The sequence below is a fragment of the Zunongwangia atlantica 22II14-10F7 genome, assembly GCF_002094855.1.
In the GTDB taxonomy this organism is placed as follows: domain Bacteria; phylum Bacteroidota; class Bacteroidia; order Flavobacteriales; family Flavobacteriaceae; genus Zunongwangia; species Zunongwangia atlantica.
The window spans coordinates 1-19,780 of sequence record NZ_ARYN01000011.1 but is presented as its reverse complement, the minus strand read 5'-3'; the positions used below and the strand labels follow the sequence as shown (position 1 = coordinate 19,780).

Below are 19,780 nucleotides of genomic sequence, written 5' to 3'. Positions count from 1 at the left end.
GCTTTCCAACTCATGAATAATAATTAGTTTAAATCATTGATAATTACCATATCATAATTCAAGTGAGTTGTTAAATTCATAAAATATATTTCTATATGGCTAAAATAAGACGCAACAATTTTTTAGACACTGTCAATGACGTATTCACTGATGCAACTAAACAAGGGGTACTGCATTTGTATGCAGATGGAGATATTTTTACCGGCAGAAAAATAAGTGTTAATGAGAAACTACTATTTCATTTCGGGACCACCGGTTACTTGGGATTAGAACAAGATAAAAGACTTAAAAAAGCCGCCGCAGAGGCTATATATCGGTATGGTACACAATTCCCCCTTTCAAAAACCTATATCTCTCATCCTCTGTATCGTAGTCTGGAAGAAAAAGTAAATCAAATGTATGGACATCCTATAATTATTACTAAAAACACTAGCTTGGGACATATGGGAGTTATTCCCAGTGCGGTGTCTGATCAAGATGCAGTTATTTTAGATCATCAAGTACACTGGAGTGTTCAAAGTGCGGCAAAAACTCTAAAAACAAGGAGTGTCCCAATTGAAATGATCCGACATAATAGTCTAAATATGCTCGAAGACAAAGTCAAAAAGCTTTCCTCAAAATATAGGAAAATTTGGTACATGGCCGATGGCTTATATTCAATGTATGGTGATGAAGCCCCCATATTGGAACTTATGGAACTTAGTAATAAATATCCACAACTACATTTTTATTTTGATGATGTTCATGGGATGAGCTGGACAGGCAAAAATGGTACGGGTTTTATTATGAGTAAACTAAAAGAACTGCCAGACAATGTATTGTTATTTGGTACACTGAGTAAGACCTTTGGCGCCAGTGGTTCTGTATTAGTTTGTGCTAATAAAAAGAGGTATAATAAGATTAAAACTTTTGGAGGTCCTCTCACATTTTCAGCGCAATTGGAACCCGCATCAGTAGCGGCCGCGATAGCTTCTGCTGAAATTCATTTATCTGATGAAATTTATAAGCTACAACAGGATTTATTGACTCGTATTAATTTTTTTAACTCCGAACTTGCCAAAACTGATTTACCACTTATAAAGCGCAATGACTCTCCCGTTTTTTATATTGGAACAGGAATGCCCATCACAGGATATAATTTTGTAAATCGTTTAATGAAAGAAGGCTTCTTTGTAAATCTTGGAATTTTTCCAGCTGTTCCGATTAAAAACACTGGTATTAGAATAACCATATCCAGACATAACCAAAAAAAGGAAATTAAAGCCTTAGTAGAAGCTATGGTCCACCATTTCCCTAAAGCATTAGCAGATACCTTTACAAATAATGACAGGGTTCGAAAAGCATTTAACTTATCAAAAAAGCCCCTACATACCGCTATTGAATATGAATCAGAAGCATTAAGTGTTCAGACAGAACGTAGTATTTCCTCTATAGAAAAAAGTCTATGGAATTCATTTTTTGCAAATCATGGTGTTTTCGATTGGAATGGACTTCAATTTCTAGAGCAAACATTTTCAGAAAACCAAAAACCTGAAGAAAATTGGGAGTTTTATTATTTTATAATTCGAGATCAATTGGGTAAACCTGTATTAGCAACTTATTTTACTTATGCTCTTTGGAAAGAAGATATGCTTGCTCCAGCTTCGGTATCTCAGAATATTGAAAATATAAGGTTAAAACATCCATATCATATGACCTCATATGTTTTAGCAATGGGTTCTCTTTTTACAGAAGGATCACATCTTTACTTGGATAATAATCACCCCATGTGGCAGGATGCCATGCATAGATTATTTAAAGAACTTGAAAAATTAGATGACTTATTGAATCCATCAATGATTGTATTAAGGGATTTTGATAACGTCGAAATTTTAAATGAGTTTTTTCACAATCACGGATATTTTAAAGTATCGATGCCAGAAGCCGGTATGATAGAAAACCTACAATGGACAGGTGTAGAGAATTATTTGAGTTCCTTATCTTCAAAATCAAGAAGACACTTTAAAAATGATATAGCACCTTTCGAAGCTCATTTCGAAGTTGAAATCTTAAATAAAGTTCCATCAAATCAGGTAGAAAAATTTTATATGCTTTTTGAAAACGTTAGAAAAAATAACCTTGGGCTAAATACCTTTGGATTTCCAAAGCATATGATACAATTAATGTCTGCCAGCGATGAGTGGGAATTTATAGTATTAATACTGAAAGCATCATTTGTAGATACGAGGAAGGATATTCCTGTAGGAGTAATGTTTTGCTATAAAAATGAAGGTAAAACCTATGTTCCTGCATTTGTGGGTATGGATTATAATTATGCTTTTAATCATCAAGTATATCGGCAGCTACTATTTCAAACCGTAAAAAGAGCAGGTGAACTAGGTTTTAAGACAATTGATTTTGGATTAACTGCTGGTTTTGAAAAACGAAAAGTTGGAGCTGAAATCAGAGAAAAAAGCGCTTACATCCAAGCGAAAGATAACTTTTCCTTAGAACTCTTAGAAATGATGGATGCTAATAAATGATTTTAATATTATATTTTTATAGCATTCCTCCTCTTCTTCTCTAGTTATCAGTATTCGGAGTTAATTTTCTTATTTAATGTTAGTTGCGGATGAATGAAAAATTTAAAAATATAATTGATAAGTTTAACCAAAAGTTGAACGATGAACTATTGGCCGAAAGAATTTCGTTAAAAAAATCAAATGAAGGCATTCATCTTTGCAATAATGCGCTTTATCTTTTAAAAGAGATTGTCGAAGAGCATGGGTTTGATAATATTAAGGCAGAAATTCACTTTTTTAAGAGCATCAAATCAGAACCACTTAGTTTACTAGTTTATTTTAGTGAAGTCCGTTCTTGTGAACTTTTAATGCCTAAAATTGGGGTTAATAACCAATTATCCTTCCTTAAAAAGAAAATCCGTCGTATCAATAAATTTTTTAATCATAATTGGGATTTTGTGCATTACATGGAGCAGGAATTAAACTATTTGGATAACCAATATTTTACCCGAGAAAACCAACAATTCCCGGTATATGCATTACCAGAAGCTTGCTATTTAGATCCAAAATTTTTCACCTCAAAAGATATGCTATGGGCTCGAATAAGAGGAATGAACCGTTTTAGTTTATATGTGAAAAACTTAATTAAAGAAATTGAGTCCCTAAGTAAAGAGCAACATTCTAAGCATCAATTTACCAAACCATTACAATGGACTTCTTCAAAGGCAGCTCTTACAGAACTTATTTATGCGCTTTACACTACAAGAGCTATAAATAATGGACAAGATGATATTAAATCAATAGCCGCTAATTTTGAAATGCTATTTGATATCAACCTAGACAATCTTTATAAAACTTATTTTGAAATTAAAGCCAGAAAAGGAAAAAGAACACGCTTTCTTGAAGAATTAGTAGAGCGGTTTAATGAAAAGATGGAAAAGGATGATGATTTTTCAAATGGAAATTAAGATTCATCAAAAAAAGTATTCGTAATTACGATGAAATTACGAACAGTAGCTACGACAAAACTTACCATAAAATTTATGCTTATTTATTACTTACAATTAAACAATGTTAGCATAAAACAACCCAAATTCCAGTAATATTAAAGTGTTAAAATTGATTAGCAATTACGTATATCTTGTGAAATATTCCCAAGAAAAGCATTGAAGTTTGCATTAAGGAAAGTGTAATTATTGGAGTCATCGAATTAGATGATTTAATGAGATGGCTCCTTTTTAAAACTATTCAATTATGCCAACATCTATTATTACTACCGACGATCTTCGGGAATTCAAAATGGAACTGCTCGAAGACATTAAAGAATTACTACAAAGTCAAAATGGTCTGCCTAACAAGAAATGGCTGAAATCCACTGATGTTCTCAAACTACTCAAAATCTCTCCGGGAACACTCCAAAACCTTCGTATTAATGGTACTATTCCATACACGAAAATGGGAGGAGTATTCTATTATAATTACGGAGAGATAATGGAAGTACTGGAAAACAATCGCGTACATACTAAGTTCTGATGTCTGTAGAAATTAATTATATCAAACATTTAAATGCAGTGTTTGAACATTTTTCTAAAGACAACCGATTGAACCCCACCCACATCAGCCTTTACGTTGCTTTATTTCAACTGTGGAACAGTAATTTTTTTCGACAGGAATTCTATATCAATCGGGAAGAAGTAATGGAGTATGCAAAAATTGGTTCTAAATCTACCTACCATAAATGCCTTAAAGAGTTGAGCCATTGGAACTATATCTTGTATATCCCCTCACATAATCCTTTTAAAGGGAGTAGAATCAAGATGTTCGATTTTGGGACAAGTACCGGACAAGTAGTGAACCAAAGCAGTACCAACAATAGGACAAGTAATGGACAAGCAGTGGTATCTATAAATAAACATATACAAACTATGCAAAACACTAAAAACAATAACAAACATGGGGATTTTAAAAATTCAAATTTTCAAAGTGCAAATGGATACAAACAAAAGCTTAGTGTCCCATATCAGGACAACCTTAAGACCAGTACCGATAAAAATTATGATGACCCCCTATGAAATATAAAGCTCCACATATTATTACCGAAGGTGGCGTCGCCTACCAACTTGGAAAACTCCGCAACCAGGAGATCCAGTATGATTTTAAAAAGATGCTTATCTATCTGGACGCTAAAGGAAAATTATTGTTTGGCAAAAAGTTTAAAATTCACTCTAAAGACCAAAGGATTTTATACAAGCTATGCTCCTATTTCATCAAAGACCGTGATGGTTGTGAGAAATTTGGAATTGATATTGAAAAGGGTCTTCTGATTTCTGGTCCTGTCGGCTGCGGTAAAACAAGCCTGATGAAATTGCTTAGGCATATGGTGCCGCACCAACGCCCCTATGAAATGATCCCCTGCCGAAATGTAGTGTTCGGTTTTAATCATTTAGGCTATAAAACCATTGAGGATTATGGCAATTCCAGTTTCTTCTGTTTTGATGATCTGGGCGTGGAACCTCCTGGCCGCTTTTATGGAAAAGATTGCAATGTAATGGGTGAAGTCCTATTATCGCGCTACGAGCTTTATTTAGATACCCAACGTAAAATAAAAACCCACGCCACCACCAATCTTAATGCCCAAGAACTGGAAGAACGCTATGGTAATCGCGTTCGTAGCCGGATGCGGGAGCTATTTAATCTGGTTGCTTTTGATAAGGGAAGTAGGGATAAGAGGAAATAACAAAACAAGACTAATTCACTTTTTTAATTGATTTTTTCGCTTAAATTTGTGTTACGATTTTTATGAATAAATATATTCTCATATTATTTTCCTTCTGGATGATCCTCACCAATTCGTGTGTCCTAAAAAAGGGTGCACTCAATTTGGTAACCAACGGTCACGTAGAAAATTTTTACCAGCATTCAGAAAAATCACTTCCCAAGCTTTCATTTAATACTTTATCGTCCTGCAAAATTGGTTTTAAAAATGCTATTGAAACCCTTTCGGATAACTTTTCCTATTTACTGAAAGTTCTAAAAGATGCTCCAATTTTATTATTTTCACTTTATGGAGCTTTTTTAATTGGATTAATCCATATTTCATTTCGTTTTAAACGAAATTTCACATTAGCTATACGTTCCTGTTTTAAGGAACCTCTCTACATCCAACTCCAGCGTTTACAGTACTACGCTTAAGCATTCCATTCTTTTCTTTTTTATTTCGTTGATACCGTATTTTTCGGTATGAACTCCCTTTGATTTTTATTTATCATTTTAAAAAATATAGCATTATGAAATATGGAATGCTGATAATGGGATGCTTCCTGCTCTCGTATTCACTTACTTGTGCACAAACTTCAGAAAATATTCCGTTATCAAAACTTTATCAGGAGGCTGCTACCTATCCAGGTATTAAGGCAGAAACCTCAATTATTAGAACTGCAGATTATGATTATAGACTTGCCAAACAAGAAATCTTACCAGAGCTTAATCTTCAGGCACAACATACATTTGGAACTTTTGAAGGCGCCGCCGGAGCTTTTGTACCATTACCTGGCTTTTTTAATGTAAGTGGCGAAGGTATTAATGGAAATACCGCGGTAAACACTATTGCCTCGGCTACTTTAAAATGGGACTTTCTCCGCTTTGGCAAATACAGAGACCAGATTGAACTAGCCCAGGTAAACCAGAAACAGGCACAAACAGGATTTGATATTAAAGTTCTCGAACTAAGACATCAGATTACTAAAGCGTATTTTGGTTGGATTCATGGTAAAGCTATGCAAGTCTGGGCAAAACGGGAAGCCGAACGCAATAAAAGCTTAGTTAAGTTATCTTCCAGCCTGGTGCAATCTGGACTGGTCGCTGCTGCCGATTCCTTAATTGCATCAACAAGACTTAAGCAGGCCATAGCGCAACAGAAAAAATGGGAAGGACAAACTAACCATTTTAAAAATCAGCTATTGGAATATACTGGAAAAGCAGTAAATATTGAAAATATACCAAAATCTTTCTTTTCGATCAGGGAAGCTGAAATGAACAATTTAGTCCATAATCATCCCTTACTGACAGAAAAAAAATATCAAGATGAAGCACTCAAAGTGCGTGAAAAGATAGTGGACCATCAGGTGTTACCCGATATTTCTCTGATTGCGGGTGGACTTTTAAGAGGAATAGGTTATGGTGACAATAGCCGGGCATTTCAGGACAGTTACGAATTACCCATCAGTAATTACCTGGTGGGTGTAGGACTAACATGGAATCTAAGCCAATGGTATTTCAAAGGATTAAAAACACGAAAAGTACAACAGGAACAAAAACGAGTTTCTCTGGAAAAGGAAGCTGTAAAACGCTCCATAACTGAACAGCAAAATTCACTACAGTTTCATATTGAAAAATCAAAAGAAGAAATTCAGGAAGCAGAAGATGCCTATCGTTCAGCTTCAGAATCGTACCGATTGTTTAAGGTGCGTTATGAAAGCGGACTGATAAACCTTACCACCTTATTGCAAATCCAGCAAAGTCTTCAGTTTACCGAAAAAGCACGAATTCAGGCTTACTACGATTACTGGCAATATTGGAACAATTATGCCTATACACAAGCCGATTTTTCAATGCTTACCACAATATTCAATTAAAAAATAGAAAAACGAATGAATATAATCAGATTCGCTTTACGAAAACCGATAGCCATCATCGTGACAGTTCTTGCGCTGCTCTATTTTTCGGTAATGGCCATTCAAAAAATTAAAGTAGATATTTTTCCGGAAGTAGAAGCACCGGCAATTTATATCGCGATGCCTTACGGAGGGCTTTCCCCTGCCTACATGGATGGATTTATGTCCAATGAGTTTCAAAAGGTACTCGTGTTTGTAGGTGGTGTTAAAAATATGGAATTTAAAAGTGTGCAAGGATTAACCTTAATGAAGTTAAGTTTTTATCCCGGTACCGATATGGCACAGGCACAGGCCGAGGTGGCCACCCAGGTATCCCGCGCTATGGCTTTTTTACCTCCTGGAGCCGTACCTCCTCAAGTAGTGCGTTTTGATGCCGGTGCACAACCGGTTGGCCAAATAGTTTTTGAGAGTGACCAGCGCTCTACCGGAGAGCTGCAAAACCTGGCAATTACCCGTATTCGACCTTCTTTTGTAAATATTCCGGGAATTAGCGCACCGGCACCATTTGGCGGAAACGTTCGAACGATGGTAATTAATGTAAAACCTGAGGAAATGCAGGCATATGGGCTTACCGCTGATAACATATTAGAGGCGGTAGCTAAAAATAATTTCCCCTCCCCTGCCGGGAATGTGCAGATAGGGAATACTAATTATATGGCCCCGGTCAATACTTTGGAACTTAGTCGCGAAGACTTTATGAATACACCCGTCAAAACCGGTTCGGGACCTACGGTATTTGTTCGGGATGTGGCCACTGTTATTGATGGTGCCGATAAAACCACCGCGTATGCACTGGCTAATGGAAAGCGCACTGTTTATCTCCCCATCATTAAGAAAGCAGATGCCTCAACCTTGGCGGCCATAAATAACTTAAAAGAAGCTATGCCGATGCTATCGGATGCCTTGCCGGAAGATGTATCAATTAAGTTCGTGTTCGACCAGTCTACCTACATTGAAAATGCGCTTTCCAATCTATTACACGAAGGTATTTTAGGGGCAGTCCTTACCGGCCTAATGGTACTTTTGTTTCTCGGAGATAAATGGGGAGCTTTAATTGTAGTGCTTACCATCCCGATTGCGGTACTCACCGCTATAATTATGTTGTACTTACTGGGGCAAACCATCAATATTATGACCCTAAGTGGCCTGGCACTAGCCATAGGTATTTTGGTAGACGAGGCCACGGTCACTATTGAGAACATCCATCAACATTTTGAAACTGAAAAGACTAAACAGCGGGCGATTTTGGACGCCTTATTGGAAATTTCAATACCAAAATTACTGATTTTGCTGTGTATTCTTGCGGTATTAATTCCGTCATTTATGATGGTTGGAATTCCCCGGGATATGTTTATGCCTTTATCTATTGCGGTAGGCTCGGCAATGATTGCTTCGTTTTTGGCTTCGCAAACATTTATTCCTGTGGTGGCCAACTGGATAATGAAAAAGCATCCTCAAAAACATTCTGCTACAAAGAAATCCCGGTTTGATAGGTTTAAAGAGCGATACCTGAAATTTATTCTTCACAATGAACGCCTTAAAACACCTATTTTCTTTGGGTATTCACTTGTTGTAATCACTTTATCAGGAATTTTGTTCGTTTTCATTGGAACTGATATCCTGCCGCCCAGCGGTTCTAAAGATTTACAATTGCGGATTAAGGCTCCGATAGGGTCTGCTTTAGATCAAACGGAAGAGTATGTGCTGGCTGTAGAAAACCACATTCGAAAACAAATTACACCTGAAGACCTGGAAGTTACTTCAGGATTTGTAGGAATGCATTCTCCAAACACGCCAATTAACCCGATCTTTTTATTTACAAGTGGGTCTCAGGAGGCGATTTTACAGTTCTCGTTAGCGGAATCTTTTGAAGGGTCCGTAGATGAGCTCAAAGACAATTTGCGTAGCAGTCTTAAAAATAAGTTTCCTGAACTTGAATTCACCTTCGAACCGATGGAACTGGTAGAAAAAATTATGGGACAAGGCTACAACACTCCTATTGCCATTGAAGTCCTGGGAAGAAATCTGGATCAGGTTACTTTATATGCCCGTAAAATCACAGATGCTCTAAAAGATGAGGATTACCTTACCGATGTATATTTAAATGAACCCATTGACTATCCCAGTATTTCAATTAATGTAGATCGTGAACGTGTGGCGCAACTTGGACTAACAATGCGCGAGGTGAGTACAGCCCTTACCACGGCGACTTCTTCTTCCCGGTTTGTGAACAAAAATGTATGGGTAGATCCAAAATCCGGACTGGTTTTTCAGGTTCAGGTACAATTACCTGAAAACCAGTTGAACTCATTAAACCAACTTAAAAACCTTCCTCTTAAACCAGGGGCTGCAACTCCTATTGTGGATGACGTTGCGGATTTGAGTTTGGCAACTGAACCGGGACAGGTAAACCGAAAAGGGCCTAACCGCTTTGTAACGGTAACTGCCAACACCAATCACTCTGATTTAGGAAGTGCTTCCAAAAAAGTACGCAAAGTCCTTGACGAACTGGACGCCCCACCAAGAGGCTATAGTGTAAGGATGGCCGGAGAGGTAAATGTGCTTAGCCAGACTTTATCAGGTTTACAATCCGGATTGCTGGTCGCTATTGTGGTAATTTTCTTGATGCTGACAGCCTACTACCAATCTTTTAAGACCTCATTGGTAATTTTGGGGATTATACCTGCTGTGGTGGCAGGAAGCCTTTTAAGTTTATCACTATTGGGGAGTACACTTAACCTGCAATCATATATGGGTATGATTATGGCCGTTGGAGTGTCGGTATCCAATGCAGTACTTATTATAAATCAGGCAGAATTCTTTAGAAAAGAGAAACTGGAAAATGCGGCTGAATCTTCCAGGCTGGCAGTAGCTTCCCGTTTTCGCCCCATTTTGATGACAGCCCTGGCGATGATCGCCGGGATGATACCAATGGCATTGGGACTGGGTGATGGCGGATCTCAGGTGGCCCCTTTGGGACAGGCGGTAATTGGCGGTTTGGTATTTTCAACCTTTAGCTCTTTACTGGTTTTACCGTTTATGTATAGTATTGCTTATGCCAATACCCAACCTAAAAAAGTTTCGTTAGATCCAGACGACCTACACAGTAAATACTATCAAAAAAACTTAAAATCATAACAAATGAAATTATATATAAAATCCATTTCTTTTTCCTTATTTGCCCTACTTTTAATGGCATGCGGTAATGCTGAAAACAATGTAAAAAAGGAAGATAAATCTTCAAAACCCAACTATCAGGTTACCAGCGTAAAAAGTGATACGCTGAAATATGAAATTACCCTTCCCGGTGAACTAAAACCTTATGAAGAGGTAACTTTATTTGCCAAAGTTGAAGGTTTTGTAGAAAAGTTAAATGTAGATCGGGGCGATGTGGTAAAAAAGGGGGAGCATCTATTAAGTATTGAAGCTCCAGAAATTCAACAACAGTTATTGGCCGCACGTGCAAAACAGGGAGAAATAGCTGAAAAACTAAGTTTTAGTGCTCAAAACTACCAACGAATGCACAAAGCCTCTAAGGTTGAAGGTGCAATTTCATCTTTAGAACTGGAACAGACCAAAACCCGATTTATGGGGGACAGTGCCGCTTTAAGCGCCGTAAAAGCTGAAGTAGCGGCCGCCGGACAATTGGCAGAATATCGTAATATAAAATCTCCATTTGACGGAGTGATCACTAGCCGAATGGTTTCTCCCGGTGCCCTGGTAGGAAGTGGAAAGGAACCACTTTTAAAATTGGCTCGAGAAGATAAACTGCGTCTGCTAGTGGCTATCCCTTCCAAACACGCAAATGCACTTTCTCCAAATAGTAAAGCTAGTTTTACCCTGAATTCCGCTCCCGGAAAAAAATTTGATGTAAACTTTTCGCGTAGTAGTAAAGTACTTGATCCCAAGTTACGCTCGATGATGGTTGAATTTGATTTTGATAATTCATCGAATGTTTTAAGTGCAGGTGCTTATGCAGAAGTAACGTTAAAATTAAAGCGGAACGAGCCTACCCTCAAAGTTCCTGCAAGTAGTATTATCACCACTACAACAAGGACGTTGATCGCAAAAGTAGAATCTGGAGAAATTCAATTGGTTCCTATAACTACTGGAATTACCCAAGGAAAAATGATAGAAATATTCGGAAATGTTGATAGCAGGGATCAGGTTATTTTGAAAGGAAATTCCACCCTCAAAAACGGAATGTCCATAAACGCTATAACAGAACAAAATCAATTAAATTAGAAAAGTAATATTTTATAAAATAATCATATTTAAAAATGAATAGTATGAAGCATATTTTTTGGGGTATCGCACTCCTTTTAACACAAATAATTACAGCACAAAAATGGAGTACTCCCAGAATCGAAAGCTATGGAAAAATACATTTTGATAAAAATTTAAGTTTCCAGCCCGATATAAATAAGACCTATAAATTAGTTTTTAATATAGACAATGATGCTGAAAAGGAAGGAGTAAATATGAGACTATGGAAAATTGCCCGGGAACTTAATCTATTGAAAGCCGCAGGGGTTCCCGATCAGAACATAGAAATAGCGGCCGTGGTTCACGGAAAAGCCATTGCCATAAGTTTGACGGATAAAGCCTACAAAAAACGTTATCATAAGAAAAATCCTAATACAGATTTGGTAAAAGCACTTAATAACGCTGGGGTAAAATTATACCTCTGCGAACAAACTTTGGCAGGAATGAACTTTGAAGAAAGTGAATTAAATCCATCTTGGGAAGTAACCTTATCTGCCCTCCTAACGCTACCAATTTTGGAAAGTGAGGGTTATTTTATGGTGCCTTAATTCATTTAGAGGTCAGTAAATATACTTGTTAAGAATTTGAAGGAATATACATTTTATGGAACTGATATCTATGCAAATTAAAACAGTCCAACTCTTCAAATTATTAATAGAAACTAATTCATGCATTATTTTATTCCGAATTATTATTTACTGACCTTTAACTCTTTAGTATTAACCAATCAGATTAGAATTATATAAATTGTCTTGAGATTTCTTCAAATCTCTAATATGGGCTATCAAAAAATAGTTAAATCAAATAGAATAATCTTATTAAAAAGATAAGAGTATTTAGTTTCCTACGCTATTGTGATATGATATAATTGATTCATTTTCCCTGAATAAAACCAACAATCTGACGTTTTCAGGTACTCTTTTCATTTTTACTTTTCGAGTTATTAACAGCATCCCTTCCAAATTTCATAAAATTTGATGGCAAATAACATCACTGAAAATCAATACCACACAAATAATATTTTATTCACAATAAATTGTTTTTCAGTAATTTAAAATACTAAATCATTACTTTTCTCATAACGAAAACGAATCAAAAATTTAAAACGTTCCGTTATGAAAAAATCTATCTACCTGGCGAGTTTGCTTTCGCTACTATCCACTTCCCTATTTGCCCAAATTGGCGGTATCGAAGATTCCGTTAATGATATTTCCAATACCATCCGATCCATATTCCCCATTATCCTGGGGGTCATCTTTTTGGTGGGTTTCCTATTTAATGCCGGGCATTTCTTTGGGGAAAATGCCGATCTGAAAAAAGGGATTACCCGTGTGCTCGTGTTTGTACTCATCGCAGGTGCCGTGGTAGGCATCTTTACTTATCTCATCGGAATAGTGGTGTAAGGCCCTAAGGGGCATTTAAAAATAAATTTTAATTATGAAAACCTTTATTCCCTATAAGAACATTCGAAAACGGGCAATGATTTTAGGGCTTCCCCTCGCCCTTTTTGCCCTGCAAATGATCTCGGTGATCGCCTCCCTACTGCTTATCATTTTCTCTTTTAGCCTTGGGATGATTGTAACGATACTGCTATGGAATATAGCCTTGTATGTTTTGCTGAGCAAACTTGTTCAAAATCCGGGACTATTCCATTTCCAGAAGGTATTTCCACAAAATATCAGTAACAAGAAATTAAGCCCATTCTATGATGAAAACGATTAACCTTTCGGCTTACCATCCCATCCTAAATATCCAGGATAATGTGGTTTTTGCGTCCAATGGCAATGTGGTACTGGGATATCGGGTATCGCTGCCTGAAATCTATTCCCTCTCGGAAAAAGATTTTGAAGACCTACACGCTAATTGGTTCCAAGCCTTTAAATCACTTCCGGCTGGAACCGTTATCGAGAAACAGGATAATTACCGAAAATCAACTTATACGGCTGAAAAACTTCCTTGCGAAACCTTCCTGCAACAAGCTACGCATCATTATTTTAAAAATCGGGAGTACTTACAGCACCAAAGCTACCTTTTTTTTGTGCTTCCCCTGGATAAGCATCTAAAAGCTTCCAAATATGTCAACCCATTTCGGAAGACCGATAAAAGCATTCACAAAAAGTTAGATCATCAGGTCAAAGAGTTTATTGGAGCCGTGAAGGATGCTGTATCCTTTATCAATAACAGTAGAAAAATAAACATTTCCCCCTTAGGACGAGAGAAAATTTTGGAATACACCCACTCTTATTTCAATGGGTTCCATAAAGATGTGGATACAGATATCAGGCTAGATCAAAAAGGAATTGCCATTGGTGATCATCATTTTGATGTGCTCGCAATCAATAGTGAACAGTGCTTTGGGGAAAGCCTACAAAGCAGTAAGATCAATGAAAAATTCACTTCTGATCATTTCACTTTTCATCAGGGCTTTATCGATGGACTGGGATTGGATTTGGACGAAGACCATATCATCAATCATATCATTTACCTGGATGATAAGCACAAATGGCGAAAAGTATTGGAAAAGAAAATCGAAGAGCTTTCTAAGAGCTCCAACTTCGGAACTCAGAACAAAGTCGTATTAAAGAAAATCCGTGAGATCGTTAATCGCATCAATGAAGATGATAGCTCTCGGATTATTCGTGGCCATCTCAACATCATTTTTTGGTCTCAGCAGGCGGAACAACTTGGTCGTATAGCTTCTAAAATCAAAACCGAATTCAAGGAGCTGGATATGCTGCCATATTATCCCAAAGGAGAAGAGCGTAAGCATTATTTTTTGAATTCTTATCCTTGTTTTGCCTCCAATTTCTCTAATGAAGATCTTTATGTAACCGATCTTAAGCACGCCCTATGCCTAAATATAAATAACACCAATTATCGCTCAGATCATATCGGGATTATTTTTAATGACCGCCAACATAATATCCCGGTTTTAAAGGATGTATGGGATGAAAAAAAGAAACGTATTAAGGCACGCAACTTTGCCATCTTCGCTCCCACGGGGGAAGGGAAATCTTTTTTAGCCAATAACATCCTTCGTCAATATTTCGAAAGCGGTGTCCGATTGGTCATTATCGACCTGGGCGGTTCCTATTCCAAATTCGCCAAACTCTATCCTGACGATCATATCATTTTACGCTATGAGCAGGGAAAAAACTTAGGAATTAATCCATTTTATATTTCCAATGACGCCGATATAACTCCCGAACGTTTGGAAGATCTGTCGGTATTCCTCCTGGAACTTCTGGCCGAAGGTCAAAAAGTATCCAAAGGCAAAGAAGTAGCAATGAAAAAGGTACTCTTAGAGTATTATCGGGAAATCCGTAAAAAGCATTCATTAGTTTCTTTATACCACTTTGTAGATGACAATAAAAACACGCTCATACAAAGATTAGGAATTCGGGAGGCACATTTCAGTACCTATGATTTTCTGCATATCCTTTCGGAATATGTGGAGGGAGGCCTGTATAGCTTTTTATTTAACGAGGGCGCCGACCAAACCTATAAGATTGAAGACAAACGGATGATCGTTTTTGAACTGGATGAAGTCCGTGATAATAAGGAAATCCTGTCGGTAATGCTCAAACTGATTAAATCGGCCATCCAGCGAACCATCTGGCAAAACCGGTCGGAAAAAGGCATCATACTTTTTGATGAGTTTGCCAAGCAACTGAAGTTTGACAATGTTTTGGAAAGTGTGGAATTCTATTACCAAGCCATCCGAAAACAGAATGGGGCTATTGGGATCATCCTGCAATCCATCAATCAGTTACCCAACAATTCAACTTCGGCCAGTATTCTGGAAAACACACAGGTAATCTATAGCCTTCGTAATGAAAAAGGTTATGAAGAATTGCAGAAAAGGCTCAACCTCTCTGCACACGACCTGAACCAATTATATTCCATTCGGAATAACCTTACCGGGGAGCGGAAATACACCGAAATGTTTATCAAAATAGGGAAAGAAAGCAACGTTTTCCGATTGGAAGTCCCCCCAGAAGTCTATGCGGCCTATCTGACCGATGGTAGCGAGAACGAGACCATAATCGCCATTTATAATCAAACTAATGATATGGAAAAGGCCATTGAAAGCTTCCTTAAAGAAAAAGTATAATCCAAAATCAACATTCTATGAAATATCCTATAAATCGAAACATCAAAAAATTCTTGGTAACCATATCCCTTGCTCTCTTTTCATCAGGCCACATTGTGGCCCAGGGGATGCCGGTGTATGATAATACGAATTTTATCAGCCTGGCAAAACAATTAATCGAATCAGCCAAGCAAACCTCGAACTTACTGAAGACCGTCGAGTTTCTAAAACAACAGAAAGAACGGATCGAACAGGTAAGCAATGTGATTCAGCAATTGGATGCCGTAGGAAAACTGATTCAGAATAACCAGTACCTCTTTAATATGGTGCAGGACGATTTGCAAGAAATCCTCAACTCCCCGTATATCAAACCCGATGAAATCAACCGGGTGACGGCATCCTTTGAGGAGATTATTGACCGTTCGATGGAGAGTGTGGATTATGTAAATAAAATCCTAACCAGTGATTATCTAAAAATGAGCGATGCGGAAAGAGCAACCGTATTAAAAGATTACGAAACAAGATCCAATGAGATGGTCGCCGAAGTGCAGAACAAAACACGCCGGTACAAGGAAATTATTTCATTTCGGAAAATGCAGGACAATATCAATAATCGTGAAACGGAATTCTGATGGGAATGGGACTCGAATACGTAGACACGGTCTTTCAAACGATCAAAGACAGTGATTTTTCCCAGTATGCGATTACTGGAATGAAAACACTGGCTGTATTGTTTTTTCTGATCAATATCCTTAAAAAATATAATGAAGGTGTGGCTGCTACCGATGGACATACCTGGGGGTTAAACCCGACGGAACTTTTTAAAAACTTTGCCATTGTCCTACTAGTTATTTTCTCCACACAGGTATTGGATGTATTTGATAATATTCTCGTGGTCATAGAAGCCCAATATCGGGATACGGCCCCGGCACTCCTCCCCTTGCAGCTCAGTGATGTTGATCTTGAACAGGATGTAGGTGCCCTGGAGGCCGCCAAGAAAGCAATGGCAATGTTATACGAAGCCTTGGTAACTCCGCTATACGGACTTAAAATTCTTGCGTTTATTATTGGGGTAATCCTATGGCTTTTGGACCTGTTTATCTATCCGCTCTTTTTGGCCGAGCGCTATTTTCTATTGGGAATAATGCAGGCATTTTTTCCTCTGGTGATTAGCCTGGCCGTATTTGAGAAATTCCGCTCGCTGGCCTATACATTTTTTAAGCTTTATGCTGGAGCGTATATGCTCGTACCAGCCTTCTTTCTGGTCAATATTTTTATCAATAACCTTTATACCGAAATCAACAGCCATTTTTGGAGTGACCTCTTTGGAACGGACTGGGGAGGCGAGTTTTTTGCTCCGGTCATCGAATGTGCCTCCATCGGTTTTATCGTCCTGCTCAAATTTAAGCTCTACCGCAAGGCCAGCACCTTTACCCTACGACTGTTTACTGGAGGCTAATATTTTTAAGAACCGTATAAATCAAACATAAAATGAAAATACCCTATCAAAATATTTACAAGGTTTTACGTACCAATCGTTTTATCGTACTTACCTCGGTAATTTGCTCGGCAGTGGTCTGTATCATTTCCGTAGTAATGGTTATCAAACTCCATCGGGAATCCCAGAACAATGCTTTCGTAATTAATGAAGAAGGCAGTATCATTCCCCTCAAATTAGTAAAGCAGCGGGAAAACCTGAAGGTCGAAGCCCTGGCACATCTGGAATTGTTCCATCGCTATTTTTATGGGCTTAATGTCAATAATTACAAAAACAATATCGAAAAGAGCTTATGGCTGGGAAATAGTTCCGTATCCGACATCTATCAGCAAAAACAGGCCGAAGGGGTCTTTAACCGACTATTGCAGTATTCCTTAGTACAAAAGATCATTAGTATTGATTCACAGGTTGACCTTCAAAATCAACCCTACCAATTTAGTACCACCACCATCTTTGAGATTAACCGTGGTTCGGTAACTGACCGCTATGAATTGAAAACGGCTGGACAACTCTTGCAGATCGACCGCAATTTTCCGCACAACCCGCACGGACTACTCATCACCGACTTTTTTGAAAATAGCCTTCGAAAAATTAATCCTGAATAATACTTATTACTAAATCCATACGTATGAAAATTCAAAAGAATAAAATCGTAATGATACTGATTGTGGCCAGTGTCGTCCTGTTTATCGTTGCCTATTCCATCATTACTTTTGGTAAAGAAGAAGAAAATACTATCGATAATCATCAGGTACCGGTTCCCAAATTAGGGGGCGACCAAAAACAATATGAAACAAAATTGGAAGCCTTGGAAAACATCAAAGAGGAACGCGAGACCAATGCACCGAGCATCTATGATGAAAAATTGCTGGATGCCACCGGGAATTATGATCCTGACTTAAGGGATAAAGAAAAAAGACGGATGATCGACAGTATTTATTCGCAGGGACCGATGAGCGATGCCAGCAGCAACTACCGGCAAGAGCAGGCAGTTCCCCTACCCTCTGCTCCATCCCAAAACGATACGTTACCCAAGAAAATCGATAAAAAAAAACGGGAAGCGGCCGCCAAAGAAATGGGGTTGGAACATCAACTGTTTTTTGCCTCGGAGCCAAAAGAGAATCTAAATACTATAGTACAAGACACCGATAGGCAATTGTATGTCCAAGTCGATGGTACCCAGACCATCAAACAACATTACCGGCTTCGAATGAGGCTTTCGCGCGCTGCACTGATCGATGGAAAATTAGTTACCAAAAATACCCTTCTTTATGGCTTTGTGAGTTTTAAACCCAATCGCACCCTACTTACTATCGAGCATATTAAAGGAAGACCGGTTTCCTATGAGGCCTATGACCTGGCCGATGGCAGTGAAGGTATCTATATCGAAAACAGTTTCCGGGAGGAGGTGCGCCGTCAAATAGTAGGTGATGTCGTGGATGAAATCGAAGTGCCGGGAGTGCCACAGGTGAGCGGTATAAAACAGCTTTTTAACAGGAGTAACCGTCAGGTTAAAGTGACCGTACTAGACGGCTATCAATTACTATTAAAAATACCACAGGAACATTCTTAAAATCAAATCTTATGAGAACATTTACTATTATATTATTACTGGCTTTTGTAAGTCCAGTCAATGCCCAAAAGGCTTTAGACACCTTATATGCGAATGATAAAAAGAACGTAGCCTTGTTTTTTCCGAGTGCTATCCGACAGGGCATAACCGGAGCATCCAATTTTGTGTTTACATATAACCGCGAAAAACGGCAATATTTTGGATTATTACAGGCTCAACCCGGAGAAGAAAGTAACCTTTTAGTGGTCACCGATGACGGAAAGGTCTTTTCCTATATGCTGAAATATACCGAAGAACTTCCCAAGATAAATTACTTTATTTCCGCAGACGAAAGTATTGGAACGGAAATCCCAGCCAAAGTAATTCCTAAGCCTTCAAAAGAAAAGAAGTATAGTCTGGAAAAGCGACAGGAATATTTTCAACGGTTTTCAGAGTATTTGATGAAATCAGGAAAAAAACAGTCCAAGACCAAACGTAAGAGAGGTATCAAGCTTCAGTTACAAAGGATAACTTACAATGCTTCAGAAACCTATTTGGTAATGGAACTTACCAATACTTCGGGAATTACCTTCGAAATAGATTTTCTGAAGATATATCGCGTTAGTGGCAACAAAAAAAGAAAATCTTCCTTTCAAAAACTGGAAATGAAACCGATTTATACCTACAAAATGCCTTCGAAGATCTATAACAGCAAATCGGTACGGTTAGTATATGTGCTGCCCAAATTTGTATTGGGTAGTAAGGAAAAATTGCAATTGGAATTACGAGAGTTAAATGGGAGAAGGAAGATTTTATTAAGAAAAAGGCTTTAGATCACTTATGATTTATTGATTACCCTATAACCCCGTATCCCGTTTTATTATCAAACCGATTAGACGCCGGTAATGACATTTAATCTTTTAATTTCTATACTCGAGGTAACCATAAAGATTCTGTAGTTCTTTTCATTTTACTCTATTCCACATTAATAGACAAAAAGTTCACCAAAATCAATGGCCTTCCATATATAATTGAATTCGATTAAAATGATAAACTCATACTAAGTTTTTTAACCATAAACATCCTAAGCGATGTTGAGATTTATTCACTTAGGAAATTCCTATTGGTGCATTAACATACCATAAATCCAGGTTCAGTTATTTACTAATGCCGGGCAATTAGACCAAAACAAACAAA

Annotated in this window: 17 protein-coding genes; all 17 read left to right on the top strand. The window is 37.8% G+C overall.

Going from position 1 to position 19,780, the window contains the following annotated elements:
- Positions 1-95 precede the first annotated feature (95 nt).
- The 17 genes from IIF7_RS12595 to IIF7_RS12510 all read left to right on the top strand — a co-directional run bounded on the left by IIF7_RS12595 (position 96) and on the right by IIF7_RS12510 (position 19,416).
- Positions 96-2,522: an aminotransferase class I/II-fold pyridoxal phosphate-dependent enzyme gene (locus tag IIF7_RS12595; RefSeq protein ID WP_084842056.1), complete on the top strand. Its 2,427-nt coding sequence runs from the start codon at positions 96-98 to the stop codon at positions 2,520-2,522.
- Positions 2,523-2,611: 89 nt separating this feature from the next.
- A complete protein-coding gene (locus IIF7_RS12590; protein WP_084842055.1) occupies positions 2,612-3,469 on the top strand; it encodes an RteC domain-containing protein in 858 nt (285 codons plus the stop codon).
- 286 nt (positions 3,470-3,755) lie between these two features.
- Positions 3,756-4,034 carry a helix-turn-helix domain-containing protein gene (locus tag IIF7_RS12585; RefSeq protein ID WP_084842054.1) on the top strand — a complete coding sequence of 93 codons (279 nt, stop codon included), beginning with the start codon at positions 3,756-3,758 and terminating at the stop codon, positions 4,032-4,034.
- A 164-nt stretch (positions 4,035-4,198) separates the two neighbouring features.
- On the top strand, positions 4,199-4,573 hold the full coding sequence (locus IIF7_RS12580; RefSeq protein ID WP_317041873.1) for a hypothetical protein: 375 nt from the start codon (positions 4,199-4,201) through the stop codon (positions 4,571-4,573).
- Positions 4,570-5,238, top strand: coding sequence for a P-loop NTPase family protein (locus IIF7_RS12575; protein ID WP_084842052.1), 669 nt, complete (start codon positions 4,570-4,572; stop codon positions 5,236-5,238). The genes IIF7_RS12580 and IIF7_RS12575 overlap by 4 nt, the downstream gene beginning before the upstream one ends.
- Before the next feature lie 550 nt (positions 5,239-5,788).
- On the top strand, positions 5,789-7,135 hold the full coding sequence (locus IIF7_RS12565) for a TolC family protein (protein WP_084842050.1): 1,347 nt from the start codon (positions 5,789-5,791) through the stop codon (positions 7,133-7,135).
- 15 nt (positions 7,136-7,150) lie between these two features.
- Entirely contained in the window at positions 7,151-10,312 is a 3,162-nt protein-coding gene (locus IIF7_RS12560; protein ID WP_084842049.1) for an efflux RND transporter permease subunit, read from the top strand.
- Between the two features lie 3 nt (positions 10,313-10,315).
- A complete protein-coding gene (locus IIF7_RS12555; RefSeq protein WP_084842048.1) occupies positions 10,316-11,419 on the top strand; it encodes an efflux RND transporter periplasmic adaptor subunit in 1,104 nt (367 codons plus the stop codon).
- A 44-nt stretch (positions 11,420-11,463) separates the two neighbouring features.
- Complete coding sequence (locus IIF7_RS12550) at positions 11,464-11,988, top strand: DsrE family protein (protein WP_084842047.1); 525 nt, start codon at positions 11,464-11,466, stop codon at positions 11,986-11,988.
- 567 nt (positions 11,989-12,555) lie between these two features.
- Entirely contained in the window at positions 12,556-12,843 is a 288-nt protein-coding gene (locus IIF7_RS12545) for a hypothetical protein (RefSeq protein WP_041578720.1), read from the top strand.
- Positions 12,844-12,877: 34 nt separating this feature from the next.
- Positions 12,878-13,162: a hypothetical protein gene (locus IIF7_RS12540; protein ID WP_176218951.1), complete on the top strand. Its 285-nt coding sequence runs from the start codon at positions 12,878-12,880 to the stop codon at positions 13,160-13,162.
- Entirely contained in the window at positions 13,149-15,554 is a 2,406-nt protein-coding gene (locus IIF7_RS12535) for a TraG family conjugative transposon ATPase (RefSeq protein ID WP_084842046.1), read from the top strand. Before IIF7_RS12540 ends, IIF7_RS12535 begins: the two co-directional genes overlap by 14 nt.
- A gap of 17 nt (positions 15,555-15,571) precedes the next feature.
- A complete protein-coding gene (locus tag IIF7_RS12530; protein ID WP_245801627.1) occupies positions 15,572-16,165 on the top strand; it encodes a type IV secretion system protein in 594 nt (197 codons plus the stop codon).
- The gene (locus IIF7_RS12525; RefSeq protein ID WP_084842045.1) at positions 16,165-16,992 is read left to right on the top strand and encodes a hypothetical protein; all 828 of its coding nucleotides are present in this window, start codon (positions 16,165-16,167) and stop codon (positions 16,990-16,992) included. Before IIF7_RS12530 ends, IIF7_RS12525 begins: the two co-directional genes overlap by 1 nt.
- A 32-nt stretch (positions 16,993-17,024) precedes the next feature.
- Positions 17,025-17,636, top strand: a complete 612-nt coding sequence (locus tag IIF7_RS12520; RefSeq protein WP_084842044.1) for a conjugal transfer protein TraK — start codon at positions 17,025-17,027, stop codon at positions 17,634-17,636.
- 23 nt (positions 17,637-17,659) lie between these two features.
- Positions 17,660-18,604, top strand: coding sequence for a conjugative transposon protein TraM (gene traM, locus IIF7_RS12515; RefSeq protein ID WP_084842043.1), 945 nt, complete (start codon positions 17,660-17,662; stop codon positions 18,602-18,604).
- 11 nt (positions 18,605-18,615) lie between these two features.
- On the top strand, positions 18,616-19,416 hold the full coding sequence (locus IIF7_RS12510) for a DUF4138 domain-containing protein (protein WP_084842042.1): 801 nt from the start codon (positions 18,616-18,618) through the stop codon (positions 19,414-19,416).
- Positions 19,417-19,780: the final 364 nt, after the last annotated feature.